The organism is Photorhabdus australis DSM 17609, assembly GCF_000711895.1.
Taxonomy (GTDB): domain Bacteria; phylum Pseudomonadota; class Gammaproteobacteria; order Enterobacterales; family Enterobacteriaceae; genus Photorhabdus; species Photorhabdus australis.
Map to the genome: position 1 here is coordinate 35,651 of NZ_JONO01000031.1, position 21,921 is coordinate 57,571.

The following is a 21,921-nucleotide window of genomic DNA, read 5'->3' on the forward strand; positions in this document are numbered from 1 at the left end:
AATGATTTTTCTGTTTTTTATAAGCATTCAACTTTTGTCATTGAAATACTGTACCCTTTTGCCGTTTTTTCAGTCGTTTTCTTAACATATACCTCCCGTGTTATTGCTGAATACTGTGTGCATCAGAAGTAAATCCAATTTGGTGTCTGAAAGGAGTCTTTCATCTTTTAACTTGCATCGAGTCGATGAATGATCCAGCTCATGGCAGATGAATTTGTGGATGTGCTTAAAACGTGGACCGTAATCCGTTTCACCGGCGTTACGTTTGATAGTAAGCAGAGTTTGTATTTCCTGCATCAGATCTGCATCCTCGACAGTTGCGGCTAGCAAAGCATCGAAGCTCATCGGGGGAGTGCCTTTACCTGCTTCTATCCAGCGCACCGCCAGCAATGGTCGCAGTACATAAAGATATTTTTTCAGCCGAATTTCCTTACCTTGCAGGTGACCACGAAAGTTTTTCTTCGCCATAGATAGATAGTGATATCGTGCTCTGTTGTTGGAAAAGTAGTCCGGCAGTAGGGTACGTAGTGCGGTCATAAATTCCACGTCTTCGCGGTAAACTACGGGTGAATCTGCCCATTCCATCAATGTTGGGTTGGCCCGTTTCAATAGCCCCAGCGTTTTGCGCAGTTCCCAACCAGAGATATCCAGTTCGTCGTTGATCGGTAATTCGATCACATCGCGCGGTGGATCAACGCGTAAATACCATGACGGGGAATGTACATAAATAAAACGTACATCGTAATCACTGTTTGTTGACGCAAATCCCCAGCCACGACTACCGGATTCACAGGCATAAAGTATTCGTATTTGTTGCTCTGTTTCAAGTTGCGCCAATTTTTGGAGTATATGTTGTTTCATAGTGTCACTGACGCCACATTTTTCTTTCATGTTGTTATCCTTATTACGCAAACCACTTGACGCAGGGTGTGAACGATTTCTACCAGTGAAGACTGAGCGGCCATTACCGCTTCAATTGCCGAGATGGACATCAGGCATTATTAACAAGAAACTGAATATTAAAGGAATTTTTGCTGTATTCAAGCCATGAGTCCAGATTTTTATTGGTACGCTGTTTGACTCAGTAATCAGCTCGTAATCGTTTGTTTTCACGTTTCTCTCCTTGTTTTTGCCCGCTATTATTACCATAATTTAGAGTGATTAGTATTTTTCCCTTTTTTAATCCACTCCTCTGGGGTTATTTTCTCATAGAAAATCAAACCAGGCGTATAAAGAGCAATTTTTATCGCTGCAATATTATGGTATTTGGTAAATATTGCAATTTTTTAGCCGGGTTGTTTTATTGAATAATATTGAAATTGTGATATCAATCTATATAAAAATTATTGTGGAAAATCATTGTGAATATATAAATGATTTTTTGATTTAATGAGTGATTATAAAATTAATAAATGATTTTTATACAATGATATTATTGAAATATTATGTGTCTATGTTATTAAATTAGGTGGATAATATTTTTAAAATTATTTGTTGGTACGTTATGGTTTGATTTTTTATTGCAAATAATAAAGATGTGTCATGTGTTTGTTAAAATTTTATTGGTTTTCTTTTGATGATTATTATATTTATCAGTTGATTAATTCTTAATTGAAATATACCTGTTATCTTTCAGGTTGCCTCTTTGTTGACGGCATTTACTCACCCTGGTCACATAGTTATCCATGCTCCCGGGGATTCTCCCCCTTGCCGTCGCGATGCATCTTGAAATCTATTGGGTATAGGTAAATAAAAAATTGGAAAATAGATAGTCTGAATGGTTTTTATTTTTTTTTGTTTGGAAGAATATCTATTGTAATAAAAAATGGCATCATACAATAAAGTGCACAAATAGATAAAGTTAATTTAGTAAATTAATTGTGGCAGGTAAAATCATTATATGGCGGGTACCTGCCTGAAATGTATCAACCTAACTTTTGACATCGGTGTGAAGGTCAATACTTTTGTTTTTTTAATTTCAACCTTATTTAATATTCTTGAATTTAATCCCCGTTAATACTGGCCAACGCATTTCCTGCTTGTTGATAAGATCCTTCTTTTGCATGGATAATAATTTTTCCAGAGCGATGTGCGGTTAGTTGTGTTTCCATCTTCATGGCTTCCATCACAGCAATGACATCACCTTGTTTAACTTCATCACCTTCCTGTACATACCAGGATTGTAAAATGCCGGATATTGGAGCAGAGACCTGATTAGGCGTAGTGATTGTTTCTTCAGTGGCGCTATTGGCGTTTTTAGTCATCAAACGCTGTCCAAGATTGGACAATGAAAGTTCTTGCAATAATTCAGTGGGGAGTCCCAATTGATGACGACGGCCATCAATTTCGATAAAAGTGCGGGTTACTTTTTCTGGATAAGGATTTTCCTGACGCGGAGATATTTTTACCTGGTTGATAAAGTCAGTTTCAATCCAACGTGTATGCACTTTGAATCTATCATCAGAAATAAAATCAGGGTGCTGCATGATTGTTTGATGAAAAGGTAGTACTGAGGCGACGCCTTCAATGTTAAATTCCTGTAATGCGCGCTGAGCTCGGGCAATGGCTTGTTGGCGAGTTTTTCCGGTGACGATCAACTTAGCCATCAGAGAATCAAAGGTGCCTGGGATCACGGAACCCTTTACAACACCAGAATCCAATCTTATTCCGGGACCAGAAGGTGGAGAAAATAGAGTCACTGTTCCTGGTGTGGGTAAAAATCCTTTACCCGCATCCTCTGCATTAATACGAAATTCAAAAGAGTGTCCTGAAGGAACTGGCGTTGTTGTTAATGATAAAGGCTTACCTTCGGCAATCCGCAATTGCTCAATCACAATGTCGATACCCGTTGTTTCTTCGGTGATAGGGTGTTCAACTTGTAAACGAGTATTGACTTCCAAAAAGGAAAGAGTCCCGTCCACACTGAGCAGAAATTCTACTGTTCCTGCTCCGGTATAGCGGGCTGAGGTACAAATATCTTGTGCTGCCTGATGGATACGCTGGCGCTGATGATCGGTCAGAAATGGGGCTGGTGCTTCTTCCACCAGCTTTTGATTACGTCGTTGTAGCGAGCAATCACGTGTGCCAAGTACAATAATATTGCCATGCTTATCAGCCAGAATTTGTGCTTCAATGTGGCGTGGTTTATCTAGAAACTGTTCAATAAAACATTCTCCACGGCCAAAGGCTGCGGTTGCTTCACGAACGGCTGAATTGTAGAGTTCGGTCACTTCATCCAGACGCCATGCTATTTTCAAGCCACGCCCACCACCACCATATGCCGCTTTGATCGCGATTGGCAGACCATACTTTTCAGCAAATGTCAGGGCTTCCTCTGCGTTTTTCACCGGCTCTTCTGTACCTGAAACCAGTGGTGCGCCTACACGTTGGGCGATTTTACGCGCTTTAACTTTGTCACCAAGAATATCAATTGTCTCGGGTTCAGGACCAATCCAGATTAACCCTGCATCAATGACTGCCCGAGCAAATTCAGCCCGTTCGGACAGAAATCCATATCCTGGGTGCACCATATTGGCGCCTGAACGTTTAGCAATATCCAGTAGTCGGGGAATATTAAGATAAGTTTCAGCGGGGCTGTTTCCCCCCAGACCATAAGCTTCATCAGCCAACTGTACATGTTGTGCATTGATATCCGAGTCAGCATAAACGGCAATGGATTGTAAGCCATAATCCCGACAAGCACGGATGATACGGACAGCAATTTCACCGCGGTTAGCGATCAGAACTTTCTTCATTGAGTTATCCTTATGATTCATAAGCAGTCAACGCTTCCTGTATTTCGTGAAATTCATTAATTGGATTGAAGCGAATATGGGCATTGATAGGAATTTGTCCGGCAAGATCAAGATGGTAGTTGGCAACTGAGCCAATGACAGGATAACCGCCGGTTAAGGGGTGATCTGCCAGAAATAGAACCGGTTGTCCATTGGCAGGAACTTGAATGGCTCCGACGGCAGTTCCTTCACTGGGTAACTCTTCAAGGTTGAAACGTGATAATGGTGTGTCTCCGTTCAGGCGAATTCCAACCCGATTAGATTGTGGTGTTACTTGCCAAAGCTGGTTTTGTAACAGAAATAGCGCTTCTTCTGTGAACCAATCAGTCCGAGGTCCCAGAATAATATCCAGTGTGACGATATCGTCAGGGGAAGGCATATTAAAAGCCGGGCTTTCATCCATGGATACCGCGGAACTGCGCGTGACGGAAAGAATATTCAACAGATCACCTGTAGCAACTGGCTTGGGGCCAATGTGTGCCAGCGTATCGTAAGATCGGCTGGAAAGAATAGGTTGTTGGGCAAAACCTCCACGTACTGCCAGATAAGAACGCACTCCTGCTTTGGGCGTTCCTAATGTCACTTGATCTCCCTCACTTAGATCAACAGGTTGATAGCTATTTGCTTGAAACGTCTGGCCAGATGCCGTTTGGATAACAATAGGACAATCAGCCCCAGTGATCGAAATAATAACGTTGCCATGGGAGATGAAGCTTAATCCACCTTCCACAATCTCCAGACATGCACTATCAGACGGGTTACCGACGATACGATTTGCACTTCGCAGCGCTGTTTTATCTAGCGCACCAGCTGCAGAAATGCCTAAACCAGCCTGTCCGGAACGGCCCAAATCCTGAAAAGTCGTTTGTATCCCGGTTGATAAGATTGCCAGAGATGGGCGTTTATCAACTTGTGAAGAGATGACGTCTATTGTGGGAGCAATCAGGCTTTCAGGCTTGGTAATAGTGATTGTTGTACCTTTACCCTGATTTCTGAAACGTACCCGAAAGCCCGGTTGTAACAGGGCAGGTGGGTTACGAGAAAGATCCCACATGCGTTCTGGTGTGATGCCAATGATTTGCCACCCGCCAGGACTGGCCTGAGGATATATACCACTAAACTCTCCTGCTAACCCTACTGATCCCGCAGGGAGACGAGCTCGAGGGGTCATGCGGCGAGGCACTCGCAAAACATCAGAATTTGCCGCTAGATAAGCAAATCCGGGAGCGAAACCCGTAAAAGCAACGGTGTATTCATTTTCTGTATGTCGTTTAATGACTTCTTTAATGGTTATCCCAAGGAGATCCGCCACTTCAGCCAGATCTTCGCCAGTGTAATACACAGGGATTTCAACGAGTTTGCCTGTTGTTCTATCGCGTGTATTCAGGTTGCGACTGTTGATTTCTCGGGCAAGTTGGCTGGCGGCAATAACATTGGGACGAAACCGAATCAGCAATGTTTTGGCTGCCGGGATAATTTCTTCTACTCCTGAAATTGAGCTTGCGTTAAGTGAATCAAACAAAGCCAGTGTTTCATCCAGATTGCAAAGTTCAACAATAATGGCATTCAAATTAACGGGTAGAAAACGCACGGAATACTCCTGGATATGCATCAGCGTTGATAATGAGTATGTAAAACGGTGAGTGATGCCATGCAAATTATTTACACGTTTGAATAAACGACTGTATGGTGATTCCGGCTTGTTGCAGCGTCATTTTCACCTGACGGGCCATTTCTACTGCACCGGGGCTGTCACCGTGTACACAGATGGATTCGGCTTTAATACGTACAAAGCTACCATCAATTGCTTCAACACCGCCTTTAGTCACCAATTGCAACATACGCTGAGCGACCACACTGGCGTCATGTAGTACTGCGCCTTTTTCTCGCCGGGAAACCAGTGTGCCTTGTGGGGTATAAGCTCTATCGGCAAAAGCTTCAGCAACAGTACGTAAACCTTTTTCTCTTGCCAGATCTAATACTTTTGCTCCTGCTAGTCCAACCAGTGCTAAGTTGTCATCCACTTCACGAATCGCGGTAATAACTGCAAGTGCCTGATATTCATCATTAGCAATGGTGTTGTACAGGGCGCCATGAGGTTTAACGTAACTGACGCGGGTTCCGGCAGCGGCTGCCAGTCCTTTGAGAGCGCCGATCTGATAGATGACATCGGCGATTAGCTCATCGCTGGCAATATCCATATTACGGCGGCCAAATCCGACAAGATCGGGATAGGATACATGAGCACCAATAACGACCTGATTTTTATGGGCCGCTTTTAGGGTTTGAAGAATTTCAGCGGGATCACCCGCATGAAATCCACACGCCACATTGGCACTGGTGACAATACTCAGCATCGCATTATCGTCACCCATCTTCCATTGACCAAAGCCTTCACCAAGATCGCTATTTAAATCGATGGTTTTCATTATGGTTATCTTCCTCAAGCTGTTTTCAGAAATGAAAAGATAGGTTCTATAGACATAAAACCCATGAACCAGGTCAGTACGCAGGTCATTGCTCCCAGCCATAACAACCAACGCGGGTAGTGATAGCCTTGCATCAGGTCTGCTCGACACCAGCCGACATAAATAAAAATGGTTAGCCCGATAGGGAGGATCAGCCCATTAAAGCCACCGGCAAAAACCAACAGAGCGGCGGGAGGTGTCCCTAATATAAGATAGACCAGGAGAGAAATGGCAATGAATATGATGGTTGCAATATTGCGTTTACGTTCAGTGAATTTCTGACTAAATACGGTAATAAAGGAAATGGAAGTGTAAGCGGCACCGATCACACTGGTGATTGCTGCTGCCCAAAGGATCAAGCCGAAAATACGTAAACCAAATTGCCCGGCTGCGGCCTGAAATGCTTGTGATGCGGGATTTGCATCTTTGCTGGAGATGTCGATTACCACGCCACTAGCGACTACACCAAGAATGGCAAGAAAAAGAATGTAGCGCATCAGGCCAACTACTAGAATACCGTTGGTTGCAGCACGGGAAACAGCCTGAATATTTTCAGTTCCAGAAACACCTTTATCCAATAGACGGTGCGCCCCGGCATAGCAGATATAACCGCCAACTGTGCCACCAACAATTGTGGTGATAGTGGCAAAATTAATGTTGTCAGGTAAAACAGTTTGCCGTAATGCTTCTCCAAGCGGAGGGTTGGAGACATAAGCGACAAACAGTGTGAGGGTGATCATAGCGATTCCCAGAACAATGATGATGCGATCGATGGCAATACCTGCACGTTGGGATGAGAAGATAAGAATAGCCATGATCGCGCTTAATAACCCTCCCCACTTAGGTTCCAGCCCAATTAAGGCATTTAGCCCCAAGCCGGAACCGGCGATATTGCCGATGTTAAAAACTAAGCCACCAAATATCACTAAGAGCGCTAGCAGATAGCCGCTACCGGGTACGGCCGTGTTGGCAATATCCGCAGCCCGCATCCGGGTTAAAGTTACGATACGCCAGATGTTCTGTTGTACAAAAAAATCAATCACGATAGATGCCAGAATGCCAAACGCAAAGGATGCGCCCATAGTTGCAGTGAATGTTGCTGTCTGAGTAATAAATCCGGGACCAATTGCGGATGTTGCCATCAGGAAAATGGCCGCGATTAATGATGAGCGTCGAACCTTCACAAAATTAATGGCTTTCTGTGTCGCCATAGATTGCACTCCTGCGTATGTGTAGTCGAGATAAGGGTTAAATAGATATTTATTGCAGAAACATGGTAACGATTTGTTGATTCTATTTATGAAGACTCTGCAATTGTAGAGAGCAATTTCTTCTACCTGACGGCTATCTCTCAACCTGCAATAATATTGCTTACCCAGCGTACACTTTGCTCAAAATAATCCACGGCATTATATGGTAAAGTATGACAATTAATATCGATTTAAATTAAATATTAATCTTTAAAGTAACTTTTTTCTGTAATTAAGACAAAAATGCCATTTTAATCACAAAATAAAATAAAAAAGTGAAATCAATTTGAAATAATTAATTATGGTTATTAAATGACTAATATTAATGTGCTTTATACGATTTATAACATTATAATAACATAAGTGTATTTTTGTACCAAAATGTAACCCCTTATTTTTGTTGTTATAGAGTCACAATTGAATTTACTTTTTTCTCATGAACTAGCTGAATATGAGGCTCTTTATACCATTCCGTATGTCAGGGTATTTTCTCCCGCTCTGGATGTTGATCAAATATCCAGTTCTATTTAGTCATTCAGAGCCGTTTCAGCCTGTCCATAACGTATGTTGAACAACTAAAAATGATAGCCATGCAGAATCAGGCGTCTTATTTTGCGGTGCTGGATAGAATCGGTTATTTATCGATTCGATACTGTTTTCACAGCGACATTATTTGATAATGAATTAGTGTTAATAATAGAATTCAGCCAGGATCTTTATTCGAGCGATATGCCGTTAGTGCTATTTAGCCATTTTAAAGGTGTATTGGATGATATGATATCGGTTAATTTCTATCATGGAAAACCTATTGCAGAAGGTATAGTGACTGCTAAATTTGGTACGGAAAACCGGATTAACTACATGAATTTAAAAACAAAGCAACTTGGATAGTAGCGCTATTAGTGTGGTTTAAAACCGACTGAAAGCGACGACAAGCTGCCCGAAGAGAGAGAATCATTTGTCATGGCAACATTAGAAATATTGACTATTCCGGATGAAAGACTGAGACAGAAATGTGTCGAGGTTAAAAATGTTGAGGCGATCCAGGGCCTTATTGATGACATGCTCGAGACCATGTATAGCACTGATAATGGGATCGGTTTGGCCGCACCACAAGTTGGACGAAAAGAAGCGGTTGTGATCATTGACATTTCAGCGACTCGGGATGAACCCCTAATTCTGGTAAATCCTAAAATTGTTGAAAAAGAGCGCAGTGTTATCGGGCAAGAAGGATGTTTATCTGTCCCAGGCTATTATGCTGATGTAGAGCGATTCGAAAAGATAAAAGTTGAAGCGTTGAACCGGCATGGAGAAGCAATAACGGTAGAAAGTGAAGATTTCCTGGCTATTGTGATGCAACATGAAATTGATCACTTGCATGGCAAAATTTTTATTGATTATTTGTCACCACTGAAAAGGCAAATGGCGCTTAAAAAAATTAAAAAATATAAAAATAATAAAGTATCTTAATCGACTTTAATTAAATCTATCAAGGGGCCAAATTGAAGCGCAATGAATGTATACCTGTTGTCTTTCAAGTTGCTTCTTTGTTGGCCACTCTCACCCACCCCGGTCACAGAGTTATCCATGCTCCCGGGGATTCGCTCCCTTGCCGTCGCGATGCATCTTGAAATCTATTAGGTATAAATGTTGTGAATTTGGTGATCAATTCGCCAGAGGATTAGTCGCACTGAGTGCAAAAAACGTGTTTCGGGCATCTTACTTGTGCTGGGTCTGCTTCCCTAAGTGGCAGATTTTTTCGTTATTAAAAGATAGTTCATGATATTACAGGCTGTAGTTCATATTAGTGACCTGATTTACAGGAAAACGTGACTTATAGTCCGTGGTTTGATAAGTAACATAGTTCGATACTTATCGGATGAAAAAGCCTAATAATATAAAATCCCTTTTTGGACAAAGAGTTAGATATATCAGAATGGCAGCTGGTCTGTCTCAGGAAGCTTTCGCTGATAGATGTGGGCTTGATCGTACTTATATCAGCGGCATTGAACGTGGAGTTAGGAATCCCACACTTGAAGTTATCAATGTGATCGCAAGTGGTTTACAAATCGAACTGAAAGATCTGTTCGATTTTAGCTCCCTCCAGAAGATGTGATTCTTCTACCAAAGCAATCGCTTTCTTACCGAATCGCATAAAACTGAAACAGCTCATCCTGGTGATGTGCTGTTTCAATAATGTATAGCCACTTACCTTATATATACCTTGAAGGCCATATCTCGGCAGGATCGCGATCTAAAGCATCAGCAATAAGTTGTTGGCCTTTAGGCCAACGACGTTGCAGGGTGTTGGCAAGGGTTGATGATGCTAACCCGGCCTTCCTTGAAACGGCTGCTAACGATGTTCCCCGTTTTTTCAGCTCGGCTATAATGTCTGCTGGGTGCCAGTCCTGATTTTTCATCTTATTCCTCCACGTTACGGATAACTTTGATATGAAAAGATAAATCGTTACATAGTAGACTATAAGTCACATATAATAACATAACTTACAGTAAAAAGTGACTCATAGTCCGTGGTCTGATAAGTAACATAATTCGATACTTATTAGATGAAAAAGCCAAATTCTATAAAATCCCTTTTTGGACAAAGAGTTAGGCATCTTAGACAATCGTCTGGGATGTCTCAGGAAGTTTTTGCCGATAAATGTGGAATTGACCGTACATATATCAGTGGAATTGAGCGAGGGATCAGAAATCCGACGCTTGAAATCATTAATATTATTGCAAGTGGTTTACAGATCGAGCTGACGGATCTGTTTGATTTCAGTACAGAATCAAAAAATTAAAACTCATTACCTTTCAGCAATTTTTTATTCTCCTTTTTGAGTGAACATTTCGCACCGCTACCTCTGTTCCCAAATTTTCTGTAGCAATATCATGATGGAAATGAATTTTAATCGTGATTGCAAATTAGGGATTGGATGATTTTAGAAATATAGACAGGTCATTCAATTAATTGGTTATTAATATTAGGGAAAAGTAAAAATTACCCTTTTGATATTATATTCTCCGAAGGTATCTGATTTATTTCACACACAGCTAATGGCGGGGATTACGGAAATATTCCATGATTATTTAATGGGGTTTAAGTTTGCTACTCTGTGTGTTCCGGCGATCTCAAATGTGGCAATTCAACCACATGGTTTTATTGATATTTTTGAGAAATTGGTACAACAGTTGACTCAACTTGTGGGTTGACAATTGAGTATTCAATTTATCTACCGTCACGAACCCATGCTTTTCATTGGGTCTGGTGCAAAAATGGTGTGATCCAAACTTATGCTTTCTTTGCTAGCTCGTTGTTCCAGTTATGAAATAATTCTCTGAGGGTAAAAAGATGATCAATATTATAAAGCGTGCTTCTATACCAATAATTAATTCGGTATTTAAAGATGGTGTGGAGCATATGATTGGGGCGGTACAGCCATTGGCTCAGCATCCTCAATATCAGGATTTTGTAAAAAATCAGCAACCATTGAGTATCAGTTTCGCAGAGCTAGCTCCGGGTGAGGTGCATAACCCGCACCAGCACAATGTTGCCAGCATGGTGATCATCACTTCAGGTAAAGCAACACTTATTGGCGACACGACCGCTTTAGTCGAAAAAGGGGATGTAATATGTATTCCAGCAGGTAACAAGCATGGGTTTCGCTGTGATAGAGGGGAAAAGCTGGATGCATTATCGATTCAATATGACGCTGATGGACTCTTTAGTGAAAAGCACGCTAATATTAATTTTTCTGCATCAGAAACACCGCAGCAGGCATTATTAAACTTTAATGAGCAGTGCAGTATAAAAGCGGAACAGACACTATTTTTCCAGATGTTCAAGGATGGTCGGATGAAGGAAGAGAGTAATTTGAATATATTTAAGAGTCAGTTACGGCAATGGTCGGAAATTTTCCAATATATTATGTATGCGCGCCAGTCCATGGTTGTTGATGGTCGATACCATCCTTTATTTCTGGGACATTTTAAGGATGAATTAGGTCACGATGAATTATTACCGCCTAAATGGGGTTGGGATGCACAAATTGATTCCTATGGTAATTGGTTCGTATTGAAAATGTTTCAGCTAGATAACTTAGAGAAGTTGATTATTGTCCATTTGGTTTTGGAAAAATGCGCGGATATGTTCCACTTGTTAGCCAGCTCACAGATTAGTGAGCCAGGAGAATATATAGCAGCACATTCCACTTTAGACCACGGTCATTCAGCATTAGGCAGTGAGCTTTATCAACATATTTCTCATGAGGAGAGTTTGGCGCTACAGCAGCTTTGTGCTCAAGCGTGGGAAATTATGATCTTGTTGTTAGAGCGAATAGCGGTGTTAACTCTTAATGAGATCGAGCAAATGGGTTAGCCATGATTGGCAGGAACTAAAAGAAAAAAATTTACCTAAAACGTATCTCTCTTATAAACAAAGTAAAAACCATACCAGATAGCAGATTTGAATTGTTTATTGGTATTAAGGATTGAACTGAAGAGTTAAAGAAAACATAAAATAGGATGTAAGTTTAAATTGGTAGAATTTGTAATAACTCTTAGAGGGAGAATGAATTTCTCCCTCTGAATGATGCTGTTAGATATTGATGATTTGCTGTGTACCATTCCGTTCAATTTTTATTGTCAGTTTACCCGCTGGGGTTTCTGACAGCTGATTACGAACGTAAGTTATATCTTTAGGAAGGATTTTCTGACTATTAACTTCTAACACAATATCACCATTTTTCAAGCCAAATTTCTCAATATCTTTTGGTTCGTTATAAAAGACTTCTATTTTATTATTAAAATAGCGAACCATAATAGTTCGAAATAGTTTATTATCATAACGAGTAAAATTTTTAGCGTTAAAACAGAGCAACATTTTATTTGGAATAAACAAATAGTTGTCAAAACGTGAGAAGAAATTCAGTCCAAGGCTATATAGATCCTGTTTATTTTCACTGACTCGCAGACGACCCACCGGCAGTTGTTGTAAATAAAAACCATCAATCAGGTATTCTTTACTACTATCAATCCCGCTGGCGGATGCATATTTGACGTTAATTCCTTCAGAAATCTTATCTTTATACTCTTTTTTCAGATATTCAATAAATTCCTGAGAAGCATAGCTATGACTGGCTCCGGTATCTATATTAAAAGTGACATTGGAAACCTGGATTGCAGGAGATCTATTGTAACTGTCACTGTAAGGTTCACATTGTTGATAGTTTAGTATTGAAGGTGCATGTCGCCATACTGTCAGAGTATGATTCAGGTTATTGATCTCCCAGCTTAACTGACGGAAAGTGTCGATTCCAAGGATGCCATCTATCTTTTGACCAATGGATTGACTGAAGAGATTCATATCAAGACCAATCCAGGGATCGGAGTCAGGCACGGTATAATTACCGATAGTAATAGCCAGGGGTTGCCATAATGTTAAGTCAGCTTTGTGTAATGTTCCGCTGGTAGTCGTCACTCCATCGGACAACATACGATGGAATGTAACCGGTATTTTTGACTCTGGCGTGATTTGTGTCAGCGTTTTGGCCAGCTTATTATCAATGACAGTGTAACTGGCACCAGTATCCAACCAGAATTGATATTTTTTCCCGGAGATAGTGACAGGAACAATGAGTGCTGTAGGTTGATGGATATTCAGTTTGGTAGAAAGTACCGGCTTGTTTTCTTCGGTCATAAGGGTTTTTTCCATGTGACTACAACCTGCTATCAGTGTCAGCAGACTTGCTGAGATAAATGCCCGGCAAGTTATTTTTCCCTGTTTTTTCATAAGATTAGATTCCTTTTTTGTCGTGTGGATACCCAATACATGATGCACTCGAAATAAATAGCGTAGCGGTACCACGCGGAATAGAATGTGTCACCAGTACAGGTTAGTTGTATTTAGAGTACTATTATCCACGTTTGAATAAAACCAAAGATAAACAATCACACAATTGTATTGATTGACATGAAATTTTGTCAGTCATGTTTAGCCATGACAACAGTACTGTGGATTTACGCTGCGATGATGGCGCAAATGACTGCTATCGATAAAATTGAACGATAGAAATAATTAATAGTTATATTGGTTTGATAATTAATTGAAATATATGTAGCATTAAAAGATCAATTGATCAGATAAATCTGGTTATATAGTGTGGATTAAAGATACCGATTTGAAATAAAAGCCACGATAAATTATTACTATTTTAGTAACAGGCGTAATGTGATGTTAATAAATCGTTATTTGATTTTTATATGTGGAAATTATTTTCCTGGTAAATATCAGGATGATTTTAATATAAGAAAATAACACCTTTGTGTTAAAGGAATATATTGATTTTATGTCTATATCACTAAAACTCAGCATTATCGTATCTGTCTATAATGGAGAACGATTCTTACCACAGTTTTTTGCCAATTTATCACGACAAAAGCTGACTGATTTTGAATTAGTTTTAGTTGATGATGGTTCTACGGATAATAGTAACCAGATTCTGATGAAATATGCTGAGAAATTTCCAGAAACAGAAATTATCACACAGAATAATCAAGGAGTTTCTATCGCCCGTAACACCGGTTTAGCGAGAGCAAGGGGGGATTATGTCGCTTTCCCTGATATTGATGATGTCATTTATCCGGGCATGTATAACCGACTGTTAGAGATTGCTAAAAATAATGATCTGGATATTGCCACTTGCAATGGTCATTATATTTATGAGGACGGTCGACCAGCCCGAAAAATTTTTCCTTCTGATCGTCTGTCTTCTACTGCGGTGCTGAGTGGGCCTGAATGGTTGCAACAAGCGCTGAATTCACGCAAATTCCTACATGTCACTTGGTTGAATGTTTATAAACGGGCTTTTCTGACAAAACATCATTATCAGTTTGAACCGGGGTTGCATCATCAGGATATTCCGTGGACGACAGAACTTCTGTTGACAGCAAACCGTGTGCAATATATTGATGAATCCTTTTATGACTATCTGATTCATTCCTCCTCGGTATCTCATACTCCCGCCGATGATCGTATTAAGGTAAGAACCGCACACCACTATATGAAAATCCTGGAAATGCTGAATAATATTAATCAGCGTTATCCACAGCAAGTCAAACGGGTGCCGGCGTGTCATTGGCAGATAGCGAAAGAAGGACTGGGAATTTTGCATACAATTAATGAAATAGAATCTTCTGCTATCAAGCAGCAAATTGTTTATGAATTGTTTGAGCGCGGTATTTGGTCAATGATTTGGAAAAATGCCCGTGGATTTAGATTACGTTGGCGCTTGGCTCGCCGATATCCGCGGCTTAGGGCAGCACTGAAAGCCGTTTAATATTAAAAGTAACGGCTTTTTAATTAGGGGACTGACTTGCGATAATTTTCCACTTTAATTACAGGTATCACGGATGTTTTTCAACGCATCTATAACCAGTTGCCAGAATCTCTGGTGGTTGAGTTTTACCGCAACTTGAGTGTGACAATCTTCTGGTGGTGGATAACGGAAATCCGCAACTGTCATACCGACGGTTAAAGTACCGTTCAATTCAATATTGATTGGCACTTTCTGCGTTGTCATTACTGTGGGGTCAATCACATAGGCGACAGCACAAGGATCATGTACTGGCGGATAGTTGAAATTGCGTTTTTTCCGATAGTTTTCGCCATAGGCATCCAGCATTTCCATAACAAACCGAGAGATTTTGCTATTGATACGTGAAATTGCTTCTGTAACTTCTGGTGTAGCCTGCGCTTGATGTGTCAGATCCAGCCCAACCATGGTGAGCGGCCATTTCTCATTGAAAACAATGTGCGCTGCTTCTGGATCAATTTTGATATTGAATTCTGCAACCGCACTTCGGTTACCGGTGTGATATCCACCTCCCATTAAGACGACTTCTTTTACTCGTTCAACGATCTGCGGTGCTTTGCGGACAGCGAGGGCAATATTGGTCAGACCGCCGGTAGGAACCAGTGTCACTGTTTTGGGAGGATGGGACATGATGGTATCAATGATCAGATCTGTCGCATGGCGAGGATCAAGAGTCCGGGAATGTTTCGGGAGTTTTGGACCATCCAGACCGGAGTCACCGTGAATATCCGGTGCAGTTTGAATGTCACGTACTAATGGGCGATGACAGCCTGCGGCAACGGGAACACCAGTGATACCAGCAATGTGGGCTATCGCCAGTGCATTACGCGAGACTTTATCCAGTGTCTGATTACCGACAACCGTTGTGATTGCTAATAGTTCAATATCAGGATTGCCATGCGCCAGTAAAATAGCAATGGCGTCGTCATGTCCCGGATCGCAATCAAGAATAATCTTTTTAGTGGTCATTTTCGCTCCTTGCAGAGAAAACCATACGAAAAATCAGCATAATTCAGTTAAAACATCTATTCCGTGATGAAATCTTAAATTTGGGTTAGCGCTCCCATAAATGTTTAATAAAATGTCTGATAATTGTGATTTTATTAACATATAAACAACAATTGAGTTGTACATCCAACTTGAGTGTGATTCTTATAACTTTGCTATGGAATAGGCGGGCAGTATCTGCTTCGGATTTATTGTTGATCTCTTAATAATTGCGAGGGCTGGAATGGATATTCATGTGGATAGATTATCGGCAGTGATTGAATCAGTGGCGAGCTGTGAATTTTATCCTAATTTACTTACCTGGTTGAAACAGTTTATTGCCTTTGATAACGCCATTATCTATGCCTTCGAGCAGGGTGTCCCTCCGCGTTGTTTGACTAAAGCTGAGAAGAAAAACAGCGATGTGGTGAACCAGCTTTATCAACAGGGAGCTTATCTGCAAGATCCTTTCTATCAAGCCTTGACAAATGGCGCCGAAACGGAGCTGTTTACCCTGCGAGAACTCGCATCAGTAGGATTCTATCATACTGATTACTATCTTAATTTTTATAGCAAGACTGGCTGGCAGGATGAAGCAGGCGTTTTGCTGAAGCTCTCTCCTCAAAGACAGCTCGGTCTATTTTTTGGTAATGAAAATCGGCTGCTTTTAATACAAAAACAGCATAAGAAAAGCTTGCGAATGGCGTTGGAAATTATCCGCAGTGTGGCGCGATTACATAATGAAATGATGCTGCAATCTCCTGCGGCTGAAATGGTTTGTCTGGATACTCAGATTCGTTATGCCTTGACGCCGAGAGAGAGTGAGATTGTGGAATTGATATTGCAAGGTAAAGGTTCTCCGCAGATTGCTGAGAAACTTTTTATCAGTACGGGGACTGTGAAAAATCATCGGAAAAATATTTATCAAAAACTGCAAATTAGATCACAAGCAGAGCTTTTTAACCTGTTCATGACACCGACCACCCGTTATTTTGCCTGAGTCACAAATGTTAATACTGTGTTGCGAATGTCCCTAAAGGGACATGGTGATATGGCTGTACGCTACAGATAATCCGGTGATTATGTCAGATGCTAATTGGAGTATCGTATGAACAATGCTGTTGATTCATTAACTTATTACGCTGCGACTAAGAAATATGATCTTCGTTTTCCGACATTAAGAGAAGATCTGGATGTAGATGTCGTCATTATCGGTGGTGGGTTTTCTGGTATTAATACTGCGCTGGAGCTGGCAGAAAAAGGTATCACTAATATTGCGATCCTGGAAGGTCGTTATCTTGGCTATGGAAGTACAGGTCGTAATGGTGGTCAGGTTATGGCGGGTATCGGTCACGATCTGGAAGTAATCAAGCGTCATATTGGTGAGAAAGGGTTGGAAACGATCTTCCAGATCAGCAACCTGGGTGCAGGAATCATTCGTGATCGTATTGCTAAATATAATATTGATGCTGATCTATGCCGTGGTTACAGCTATCTTGGCATGAATAATAGGCAGGAAAAGACGTTACGTAGCTGGCTGAAAGATTTTAAGGCAGTTTCTCCTGATGAAGATATTGAGCTTTACACCGGCTCTGATGTGAAAAAGGTGATCGGTTCTGATGTTTATACTTGTGCACTGAAACATATGGGAGCCGGGCATGTTCACTCTCTGAACCTGTTACTAGGTGAGGCAAAAGCTGCGACAGATTTTGGCGTAAAAATCTTTGAGAATAGCCAGGTAATGGATATTGAATATGGTTCCAGAGTAACGGTTCGTACCGCGATGGGATCTGTTCGGGCTGGTAAAATGCTGTGGGCTTGTAACGCCTTTTTGAATAGTGGCCTTGAGCCGTATATTTATAAAAAGGTGGTTAACACTTATGCCTTCCAGTTAATGACAGAAAAATTGCCGGATGATTTGGTTGAAAGAATCAGTCCGATTCGCGGTGCATACAGTGATATTCGTCCGGTGATTGATTACTTCCGTGTGACGAAGGAAAACCGTCTCTTGTTCGGTAGTGCAACTCCTTTCATTGAACATATTCCATCTGATTTGAAAGCCTGGAACCGCCATTTAATGCTGAAAGTTTTCCCTTATCTGCAAGATGTAAAGGTTGAACTGGCATGGGGAGGGCCGTTGTGTTGCAGCGCAAACTTGTTCCCACAAATTGGTTCTCTGCCTCAGCACAATAATGTGTTCTATGTTCAGGGGTATTCCGGTTTTGGGGTAACGCCAAGCCATATCGTTTGTAAGGTACTGGCTGAAGGGATGGCCGAAGGATCAGAGCGTTATGATCTGATGAGTTCAATTCCTCATGTGAATATTTTCGGCAAAGATAAGTTGCGGCATTTGATGGTGTCTGCCGGCAAGATTTGGCATCAAACGTCAGGATACTGGAAAGGTCGTCGTTAACTTATTGATATTAATATTATTCATTGAACAATTGATAAACTATTTTATTTGAAACGAGAACATCATGATTAAATCACTTTTACTGAATAAACCCCTGCCTGAACTGTTGAACATTGGTAGCGTAAGCAATTTGGGTTCTACTGTGCTGGAAGGCGATCCACAGGCAAGTGTTGCGATGGTATTTGGCGAACCGACGGATAACCTGACTTGCGGAGTTTTCGCCTGTACTCGTGGCAAGTTCAGTATGGTGTATCCGTTTGATGAGCATGCAACTGTTTCGGAAGGTTCGGTGAAACTGACTGATGTGAAGAGTGGTGAAACTGTCGAATATCATCCGGGGGATTCTTGGTTCGCTGCGAAGGGAACTGAAGTGATGTGGGAAGTGACCTCCGACCGTTTTGTGAAGCATTATCTGTCTTGCATTAAAGGTTAAAAAGCATCCGTCTGACCAGAGGTAAATGATGAGTGATATCACCCTGTTACAACAAGTTACGACCTTTCTGCAACGCAATCATGGCCATTATATTAATGGCCAGTTAGTACGTGGTCGGGAGAATCAAACGTTTTCTGTGGTGAACCCCGCGATTGATGAAGTCGTTGCAACCGTTAATCAAGGCGGTGAAGCAGAAGTGAATGCCGCTATGCAAGCGGCACATACTGCCTTTCATGGTGTATGGACGCAGACTTCACCTATGGAGCGCGGTCATTGCCTGAATCGTCTGGCTGATCTGTTACTGGCACATCGGGAAGAATTGGCGCAATTGGAAAGCCTCTGTTCCGGTAAAACGATTCAATTGTCCCGTATGCTGGAAATTGATTCCTCTGCTCAATTCCTGCGTTATTTTGCCGGATGGTCAAGTAAGATCAGTGGTGAAACCCTGAATGTTTCTTTGCCTTCTTTTAAGGGGGAGCAATACACGGGGTTTACCCGGCGTGAGCCAGTTGGTGTTGTGGTGGGTATTATTCCGTGGAATTTCTCTATCATGGTTGCCATCTGGAAAATGGCGGCAGCACTGACTTGCGGCTGTACCATTGTGCTGAAACCCAGCGAATACACCCCACTAACGATGCTCAGAGTGGCTGAATTAGCCAAAGAAGCGGGCATTCCTGATGGTGTCATTAATGTGGTTAATGGTTCAGGCTCGGTGCTTGGTCCTGCACTGATAGGCCATCCATTATGTGCCAAAGTGACGTTCACCGGATCTGTGCCAACAGGCATTGCAGTTGGTAAGTCAGCGATGGAACAGGGGTTAACTCGTACCACGCTGGAATTGGGAGGTAAGAACGGTGCGGCGTTTTTGGCGGATATGTCTGTTGAAAAGATAGTCGATGGGGTTCTGGAAGCTGGTTATCTTAATCAGGGGCAGATTTGTGCTGCGGCTGAGCGTTTTTACATTCCTGCCTGTCATATGGATGAAGTGTTGAAATTGTTGTCTGAAAGACTTGCAGCAATGAAAATGGGTTCCCCGCTGGATGAATCAACAGAAATGGGGCCTTTGGCTAATAAAGAGCACTATAACAAGATCTTATCCCTATTTGAGCAAGCTCGTCAGGAAGGTAATGAGATTGTGTATGGGGGGCATGCTTTGGCTGGAGCGGGTTTCTTTGTGGCGCCAACGGTTATTCGTGCTAACAGCGCTGAAGATTCATTGATGAAGGAAGAGACATTTGGCCCGGTAGGAACTTTCCTCAGTTATAACGAGGAGGAAGAATTGATTGGATTGATGAACAGCACCCCATTTGGTTTAGCGGCGAGTTTGTGGACCAATGATCTGAGCAAAGCGATGCGTATGATCCCGCGTATCGAAGCGGGGATGGTTTGGGTCAATATGCATACTTTCCTTGATCCCGCATTACCATTCGGCGGCATGAAATCGTCAGGTATTGGCCGTGAATTCGGTAGCGCCTTTATTGAGCACTATACTGAATTGAAATCAGTAATGGTTCGCTATTGATTTTGTGTCTGAATTAAAGGATGACCCCTGAGCGGTAAAAGGGGTACTCCTGATTTCTAATTAATCCTTGTTTATTGCTTTTGATATGTCTCTTTTTCCCTACATTTACTAAGATTCAACCTTTGTGATTAATAACGTAACGAGTGCTACGACCGCCAGCTTCTGTATTTTCCAAACTCTGAACTGCTCAATGTGACGGCTGCACGTTTTATCGAATGGCGCAAAACCACAGGCTTGTCGCCTGTTGCTACCAGTCAAACCTACGGTATTGCTCCGCATGATCCGGCAACGACAAAGGCAGAAGATTTCCGCTTTGACATTTGCGGAACAGTAGAAGCACCAATTCAAGAGGATAATTTATTCGGGGTGAGGAACGGCACTATACCAGGTGGGCGCTGTGCTGTTGTGCGTCATCATGGTTCACATGATTCTTTGCTGGAGAGTGCGCGATATTTGTATCGTGACTGGCTACCCGCCAGTGGGGAAGAGCTGCGCGATTTTCCACTATACTTTCACTACCTTAACTTTGTGCATGAAGTCGCTGTACATGAATTGCTGACAGATATTTATTTACCACTTAAATAGTCACTTTATGACTGTAAGCTGCTTCAACGATGTTCAAAACCATTTTTACTGGTGGATAATATGTATCGAATCATGAAAACTGCTGGGGATGTCCCTTAAGAGGGGCCATTATCAAAATTAAGTTAACCTGAGTTTCTCTTAACAAGAGAGTTAAGCGGGATTGATTGCCAGACATTCCAACCTAAAAATGAGTCTGAATCTTGTGTACCTCTAAACTGGCCACTTTTAAACGATGAGATGTTCTATGATTTCTTATTTTGTTCAATGTTATAAATATTAGATAAAATACAGAGTTAATCTTATCTGGTGAATAATACAAGATCTATAAACCGGAGAAGACGAATGTACTTAATTCAGATTTTTGCTATTTAATTTAATTAAAAGGGATTTTCAGCGAAATTGTCGCTTATTCCGTGATTTTCATCACATTTTATTAGATTAATGGGGTATGAATTTGTCTGACAATCAAGACAGCGCAGACTTTTTGTTATATCTTTTTGCCTGAATATTAAATGGATAGCATGACTGATTGTGTATCTTTATTGATAACTATGAAGATGCCCCCTTAAATATATTCAACTTTAGTTATTAATTCAGTATTGCTGTTAATTCTACCTGATTGATATGACTGAATGATTGAATAAAATAAGACAAAAAGACATATATGGATAATCACCCACGTTGTCGGTTCACTGAAGGCAGCATTATGTTGCCGGCAGGCTATCAGGAACAGACCGTAAACATCATCACCGCACCGGATGCTCCCGCACTTAACATCTCGCGCGATTCGTTGACCGAAGGCGAAGATCTCGCCAGTTACCTCACCCGTCAGAAAGGTCTGCTGAAAAAGGGTCTGCGTGACTGGCAATTACTGGCAGAACAACCCGCGACTCTGGGTGATAACCTGTTACAAGGTATAGCATTGTTCTCCCGTTATCGTCCCCAAAAAGGGCAGCAAGTCTATCAATATCAGGCGGTATTTCTGTTGGATGAGAAAAAAGCGCTGATTTTCACGTTATCATCCCGGCAGTCATTTACCGATGTTCAGCGGCAGTGGCTGGATGACTGCCTGAAAAGTTTCCAGTTCTAGGGA

At 41.5% G+C, this 21,921-nt stretch carries 21 protein-coding genes and 1 pseudogene; 13 read left to right on the forward strand and 9 right to left on the reverse strand.

Translation table 11 applies throughout. The features are described 5' to 3' along the window. Positions 1-81 precede the first annotated feature (81 nt). The 6 genes from BO26_RS10405 to BO26_RS10430 all read right to left on the reverse strand — a co-directional run bounded on the left by BO26_RS10405 (position 82) and on the right by BO26_RS10430 (position 7,473). Positions 82-891: a nucleotidyltransferase domain-containing protein gene (locus BO26_RS10405; protein WP_036771236.1), complete on the reverse strand. Its 810-nt coding sequence runs from the start codon at positions 889-891 to the stop codon at positions 82-84. Between the two features lie 81 nt (positions 892-972). Further along, positions 973-1,113, reverse strand: a complete 141-nt coding sequence (locus tag BO26_RS23110) for a hypothetical protein (RefSeq protein ID WP_420864698.1) — start codon at positions 1,111-1,113, stop codon at positions 973-975. Between the two features lie 890 nt (positions 1,114-2,003). Continuing rightward, the gene (locus BO26_RS10415; RefSeq protein WP_110882730.1) at positions 2,004-3,755 is read right to left on the reverse strand and encodes an acetyl/propionyl/methylcrotonyl-CoA carboxylase subunit alpha; all 1,752 of its coding nucleotides are present in this window, start codon (positions 3,753-3,755) and stop codon (positions 2,004-2,006) included. Between the two features lie 10 nt (positions 3,756-3,765). Beyond that, positions 3,766-5,385 (reverse strand): 5-oxoprolinase subunit B/C family protein, encoded by a 1,620-nt coding sequence (locus tag BO26_RS10420; protein ID WP_036771215.1) that lies wholly within the window; start codon positions 5,383-5,385, stop codon positions 3,766-3,768. Positions 5,386-5,452: 67 nt separating this feature from the next. Next, on the reverse strand, positions 5,453-6,226 hold the full coding sequence (locus BO26_RS10425) for a LamB/YcsF family protein (RefSeq protein ID WP_036771237.1): 774 nt from the start codon (positions 6,224-6,226) through the stop codon (positions 5,453-5,455). An 11-nt stretch (positions 6,227-6,237) separates the two neighbouring features. Then, entirely contained in the window at positions 6,238-7,473 is a 1,236-nt protein-coding gene (locus tag BO26_RS10430) for an NRAMP family divalent metal transporter (protein ID WP_036771216.1), read from the reverse strand. Between the two features lie 651 nt (positions 7,474-8,124). Between BO26_RS10430 and BO26_RS10435 the strand changes: the two genes are divergently transcribed. The 3 genes from BO26_RS10435 (at position 8,125) to xreR1 (ending at position 9,628) form a co-directional block, all read left to right on the forward strand. Then, complete coding sequence (locus BO26_RS10435; RefSeq protein ID WP_036771217.1) at positions 8,125-8,403, forward strand: hypothetical protein; 279 nt, start codon at positions 8,125-8,127, stop codon at positions 8,401-8,403. Between the two features lie 72 nt (positions 8,404-8,475). After that, positions 8,476-8,982: a peptide deformylase gene (def, locus tag BO26_RS10440; RefSeq protein ID WP_036771218.1), complete on the forward strand. Its 507-nt coding sequence runs from the start codon at positions 8,476-8,478 to the stop codon at positions 8,980-8,982. A gap of 409 nt (positions 8,983-9,391) precedes the next feature. Continuing rightward, positions 9,392-9,628, forward strand: coding sequence for a cell morphology transcriptional regulator XreR1 (xreR1, locus tag BO26_RS10445; RefSeq protein ID WP_072023240.1), 237 nt, complete (start codon positions 9,392-9,394; stop codon positions 9,626-9,628). Between the two features lie 97 nt (positions 9,629-9,725). Here the strand turns inward: xreR1 and xreR2 are convergent, their stop codons facing one another. After that, entirely contained in the window at positions 9,726-9,932 is a 207-nt protein-coding gene (xreR2, locus tag BO26_RS10450) for a cell morphology transcriptional regulator XreR2 (protein ID WP_036771219.1), read from the reverse strand. Positions 9,933-10,079: 147 nt separating this feature from the next. Between xreR2 and BO26_RS10455 the strand changes: the two genes are divergently transcribed. The 3 genes from BO26_RS10455 (at position 10,080) to BO26_RS10460 (ending at position 11,893) form a co-directional block, all read left to right on the forward strand. Continuing rightward, positions 10,080-10,316: a helix-turn-helix domain-containing protein gene (locus BO26_RS10455; RefSeq protein WP_072023241.1), complete on the forward strand. Its 237-nt coding sequence runs from the start codon at positions 10,080-10,082 to the stop codon at positions 10,314-10,316. 256 nt (positions 10,317-10,572) lie between these two features. Beyond that, positions 10,573-10,728 carry a hypothetical protein gene (locus BO26_RS24865; protein WP_477707021.1) on the forward strand — a complete coding sequence of 52 codons (156 nt, stop codon included), beginning with the start codon at positions 10,573-10,575 and terminating at the stop codon, positions 10,726-10,728. A gap of 139 nt (positions 10,729-10,867) precedes the next feature. Then, on the forward strand, positions 10,868-11,893 hold the full coding sequence (locus BO26_RS10460; RefSeq protein WP_036771221.1) for a cupin domain-containing protein: 1,026 nt from the start codon (positions 10,868-10,870) through the stop codon (positions 11,891-11,893). A gap of 219 nt (positions 11,894-12,112) precedes the next feature. On the opposite strand, the gene BO26_RS10465 is transcribed toward BO26_RS10460, so the two are convergent. Next, the gene (locus BO26_RS10465; RefSeq protein ID WP_036771222.1) at positions 12,113-13,306 is read right to left on the reverse strand and encodes an aspartyl protease family protein; all 1,194 of its coding nucleotides are present in this window, start codon (positions 13,304-13,306) and stop codon (positions 12,113-12,115) included. A 556-nt stretch (positions 13,307-13,862) separates the two neighbouring features. On the opposite strand from BO26_RS10465, the gene BO26_RS10470 reads away from it, so the two are divergent. Then, a complete protein-coding gene (locus BO26_RS10470; protein ID WP_036771223.1) occupies positions 13,863-14,852 on the forward strand; it encodes a glycosyltransferase in 990 nt (329 codons plus the stop codon). Positions 14,853-14,906: 54 nt separating this feature from the next. Here BO26_RS10470 and uriH read toward each other — a convergent pair whose 3' ends face one another. Continuing rightward, positions 14,907-15,857, reverse strand: coding sequence for a uridine-preferring nucleoside hydrolase UriH (gene uriH, locus BO26_RS10475; protein WP_036771224.1), 951 nt, complete (start codon positions 15,855-15,857; stop codon positions 14,907-14,909). A 262-nt stretch (positions 15,858-16,119) separates the two neighbouring features. Here uriH and BO26_RS10480 point away from each other — a divergent pair, with 262 nt between their 5' ends. The 6 genes and pseudogenes from BO26_RS10480 (at position 16,120) to BO26_RS10505 (ending at position 21,918) form a co-directional block, all read left to right on the forward strand. Then, positions 16,120-16,875, forward strand: coding sequence for a response regulator transcription factor (locus BO26_RS10480; RefSeq protein ID WP_036771225.1), 756 nt, complete (start codon positions 16,120-16,122; stop codon positions 16,873-16,875). 108 nt (positions 16,876-16,983) lie between these two features. Continuing rightward, positions 16,984-18,288: an NAD(P)/FAD-dependent oxidoreductase gene (locus BO26_RS10485; protein WP_036771226.1), complete on the forward strand. Its 1,305-nt coding sequence runs from the start codon at positions 16,984-16,986 to the stop codon at positions 18,286-18,288. Positions 18,289-18,352: 64 nt separating this feature from the next. After that, entirely contained in the window at positions 18,353-18,721 is a 369-nt protein-coding gene (locus BO26_RS10490; RefSeq protein ID WP_036771227.1) for a cupin domain-containing protein, read from the forward strand. A gap of 28 nt (positions 18,722-18,749) precedes the next feature. Continuing rightward, positions 18,750-20,243 carry an aldehyde dehydrogenase family protein gene (locus tag BO26_RS10495; RefSeq protein WP_036771228.1) on the forward strand — a complete coding sequence of 498 codons (1,494 nt, stop codon included), beginning with the start codon at positions 18,750-18,752 and terminating at the stop codon, positions 20,241-20,243. Positions 20,244-20,423: 180 nt separating this feature from the next. Next, a pseudogene (locus BO26_RS10500) lies at positions 20,424-20,828 on the forward strand (AraC family transcriptional regulator); the annotation flags it as partial. Between the two features lie 664 nt (positions 20,829-21,492). Beyond that, positions 21,493-21,918, forward strand: a complete 426-nt coding sequence (locus tag BO26_RS10505) for a DcrB-related protein (RefSeq protein WP_036771229.1) — start codon at positions 21,493-21,495, stop codon at positions 21,916-21,918. Positions 21,919-21,921 lie beyond the last annotated feature (3 nt).

Excerpts from the sequence above, each read along its gene's own strand:
- BO26_RS10405 (WP_036771236.1), bottom strand. The coding sequence starts at position 891 with ATGAAAGAAAAATGTGGCGTCAGTGACACTATGAAACAACATATACTC.
- BO26_RS10415 (WP_110882730.1), bottom strand. The coding sequence starts at position 3,755 with ATGAAGAAAGTTCTGATCGCTAACCGCGGTGAAATTGCTGTCCGTATC.
- BO26_RS10430 (WP_036771216.1), bottom strand. The coding sequence starts at position 7,473 with ATGGCGACACAGAAAGCCATTAATTTTGTGAAGGTTCGACGCTCATCA.
- def (WP_036771218.1), top strand. The coding sequence starts at position 8,476 with ATGGCAACATTAGAAATATTGACTATTCCGGATGAAAGACTGAGACAG.
- xreR1 (WP_072023240.1), top strand. The coding sequence starts at position 9,392 with ATGAAAAAGCCTAATAATATAAAATCCCTTTTTGGACAAAGAGTTAGA.
- xreR2 (WP_036771219.1), bottom strand. The coding sequence starts at position 9,932 with ATGAAAAATCAGGACTGGCACCCAGCAGACATTATAGCCGAGCTGAAA.
- BO26_RS10455 (WP_072023241.1), top strand. The coding sequence starts at position 10,080 with ATGAAAAAGCCAAATTCTATAAAATCCCTTTTTGGACAAAGAGTTAGG.
- BO26_RS24865 (WP_477707021.1), top strand. The coding sequence starts at position 10,573 with ATGGCGGGGATTACGGAAATATTCCATGATTATTTAATGGGGTTTAAG.
- BO26_RS10460 (WP_036771221.1), top strand. The coding sequence starts at position 10,868 with ATGATCAATATTATAAAGCGTGCTTCTATACCAATAATTAATTCGGTA.
- BO26_RS10465 (WP_036771222.1), bottom strand. The coding sequence starts at position 13,306 with ATGAAAAAACAGGGAAAAATAACTTGCCGGGCATTTATCTCAGCAAGT.
- BO26_RS10470 (WP_036771223.1), top strand. The coding sequence starts at position 13,863 with ATGTCTATATCACTAAAACTCAGCATTATCGTATCTGTCTATAATGGA.
- uriH (WP_036771224.1), bottom strand. The coding sequence starts at position 15,857 with ATGACCACTAAAAAGATTATTCTTGATTGCGATCCGGGACATGACGAC.
- BO26_RS10480 (WP_036771225.1), top strand. The coding sequence starts at position 16,120 with ATGGATATTCATGTGGATAGATTATCGGCAGTGATTGAATCAGTGGCG.
- BO26_RS10485 (WP_036771226.1), top strand. The coding sequence starts at position 16,984 with ATGAACAATGCTGTTGATTCATTAACTTATTACGCTGCGACTAAGAAA.
- BO26_RS10490 (WP_036771227.1), top strand. The coding sequence starts at position 18,353 with ATGATTAAATCACTTTTACTGAATAAACCCCTGCCTGAACTGTTGAAC.
- BO26_RS10495 (WP_036771228.1), top strand. The coding sequence starts at position 18,750 with ATGAGTGATATCACCCTGTTACAACAAGTTACGACCTTTCTGCAACGC.
- BO26_RS10505 (WP_036771229.1), top strand. The coding sequence starts at position 21,493 with ATGGATAATCACCCACGTTGTCGGTTCACTGAAGGCAGCATTATGTTG.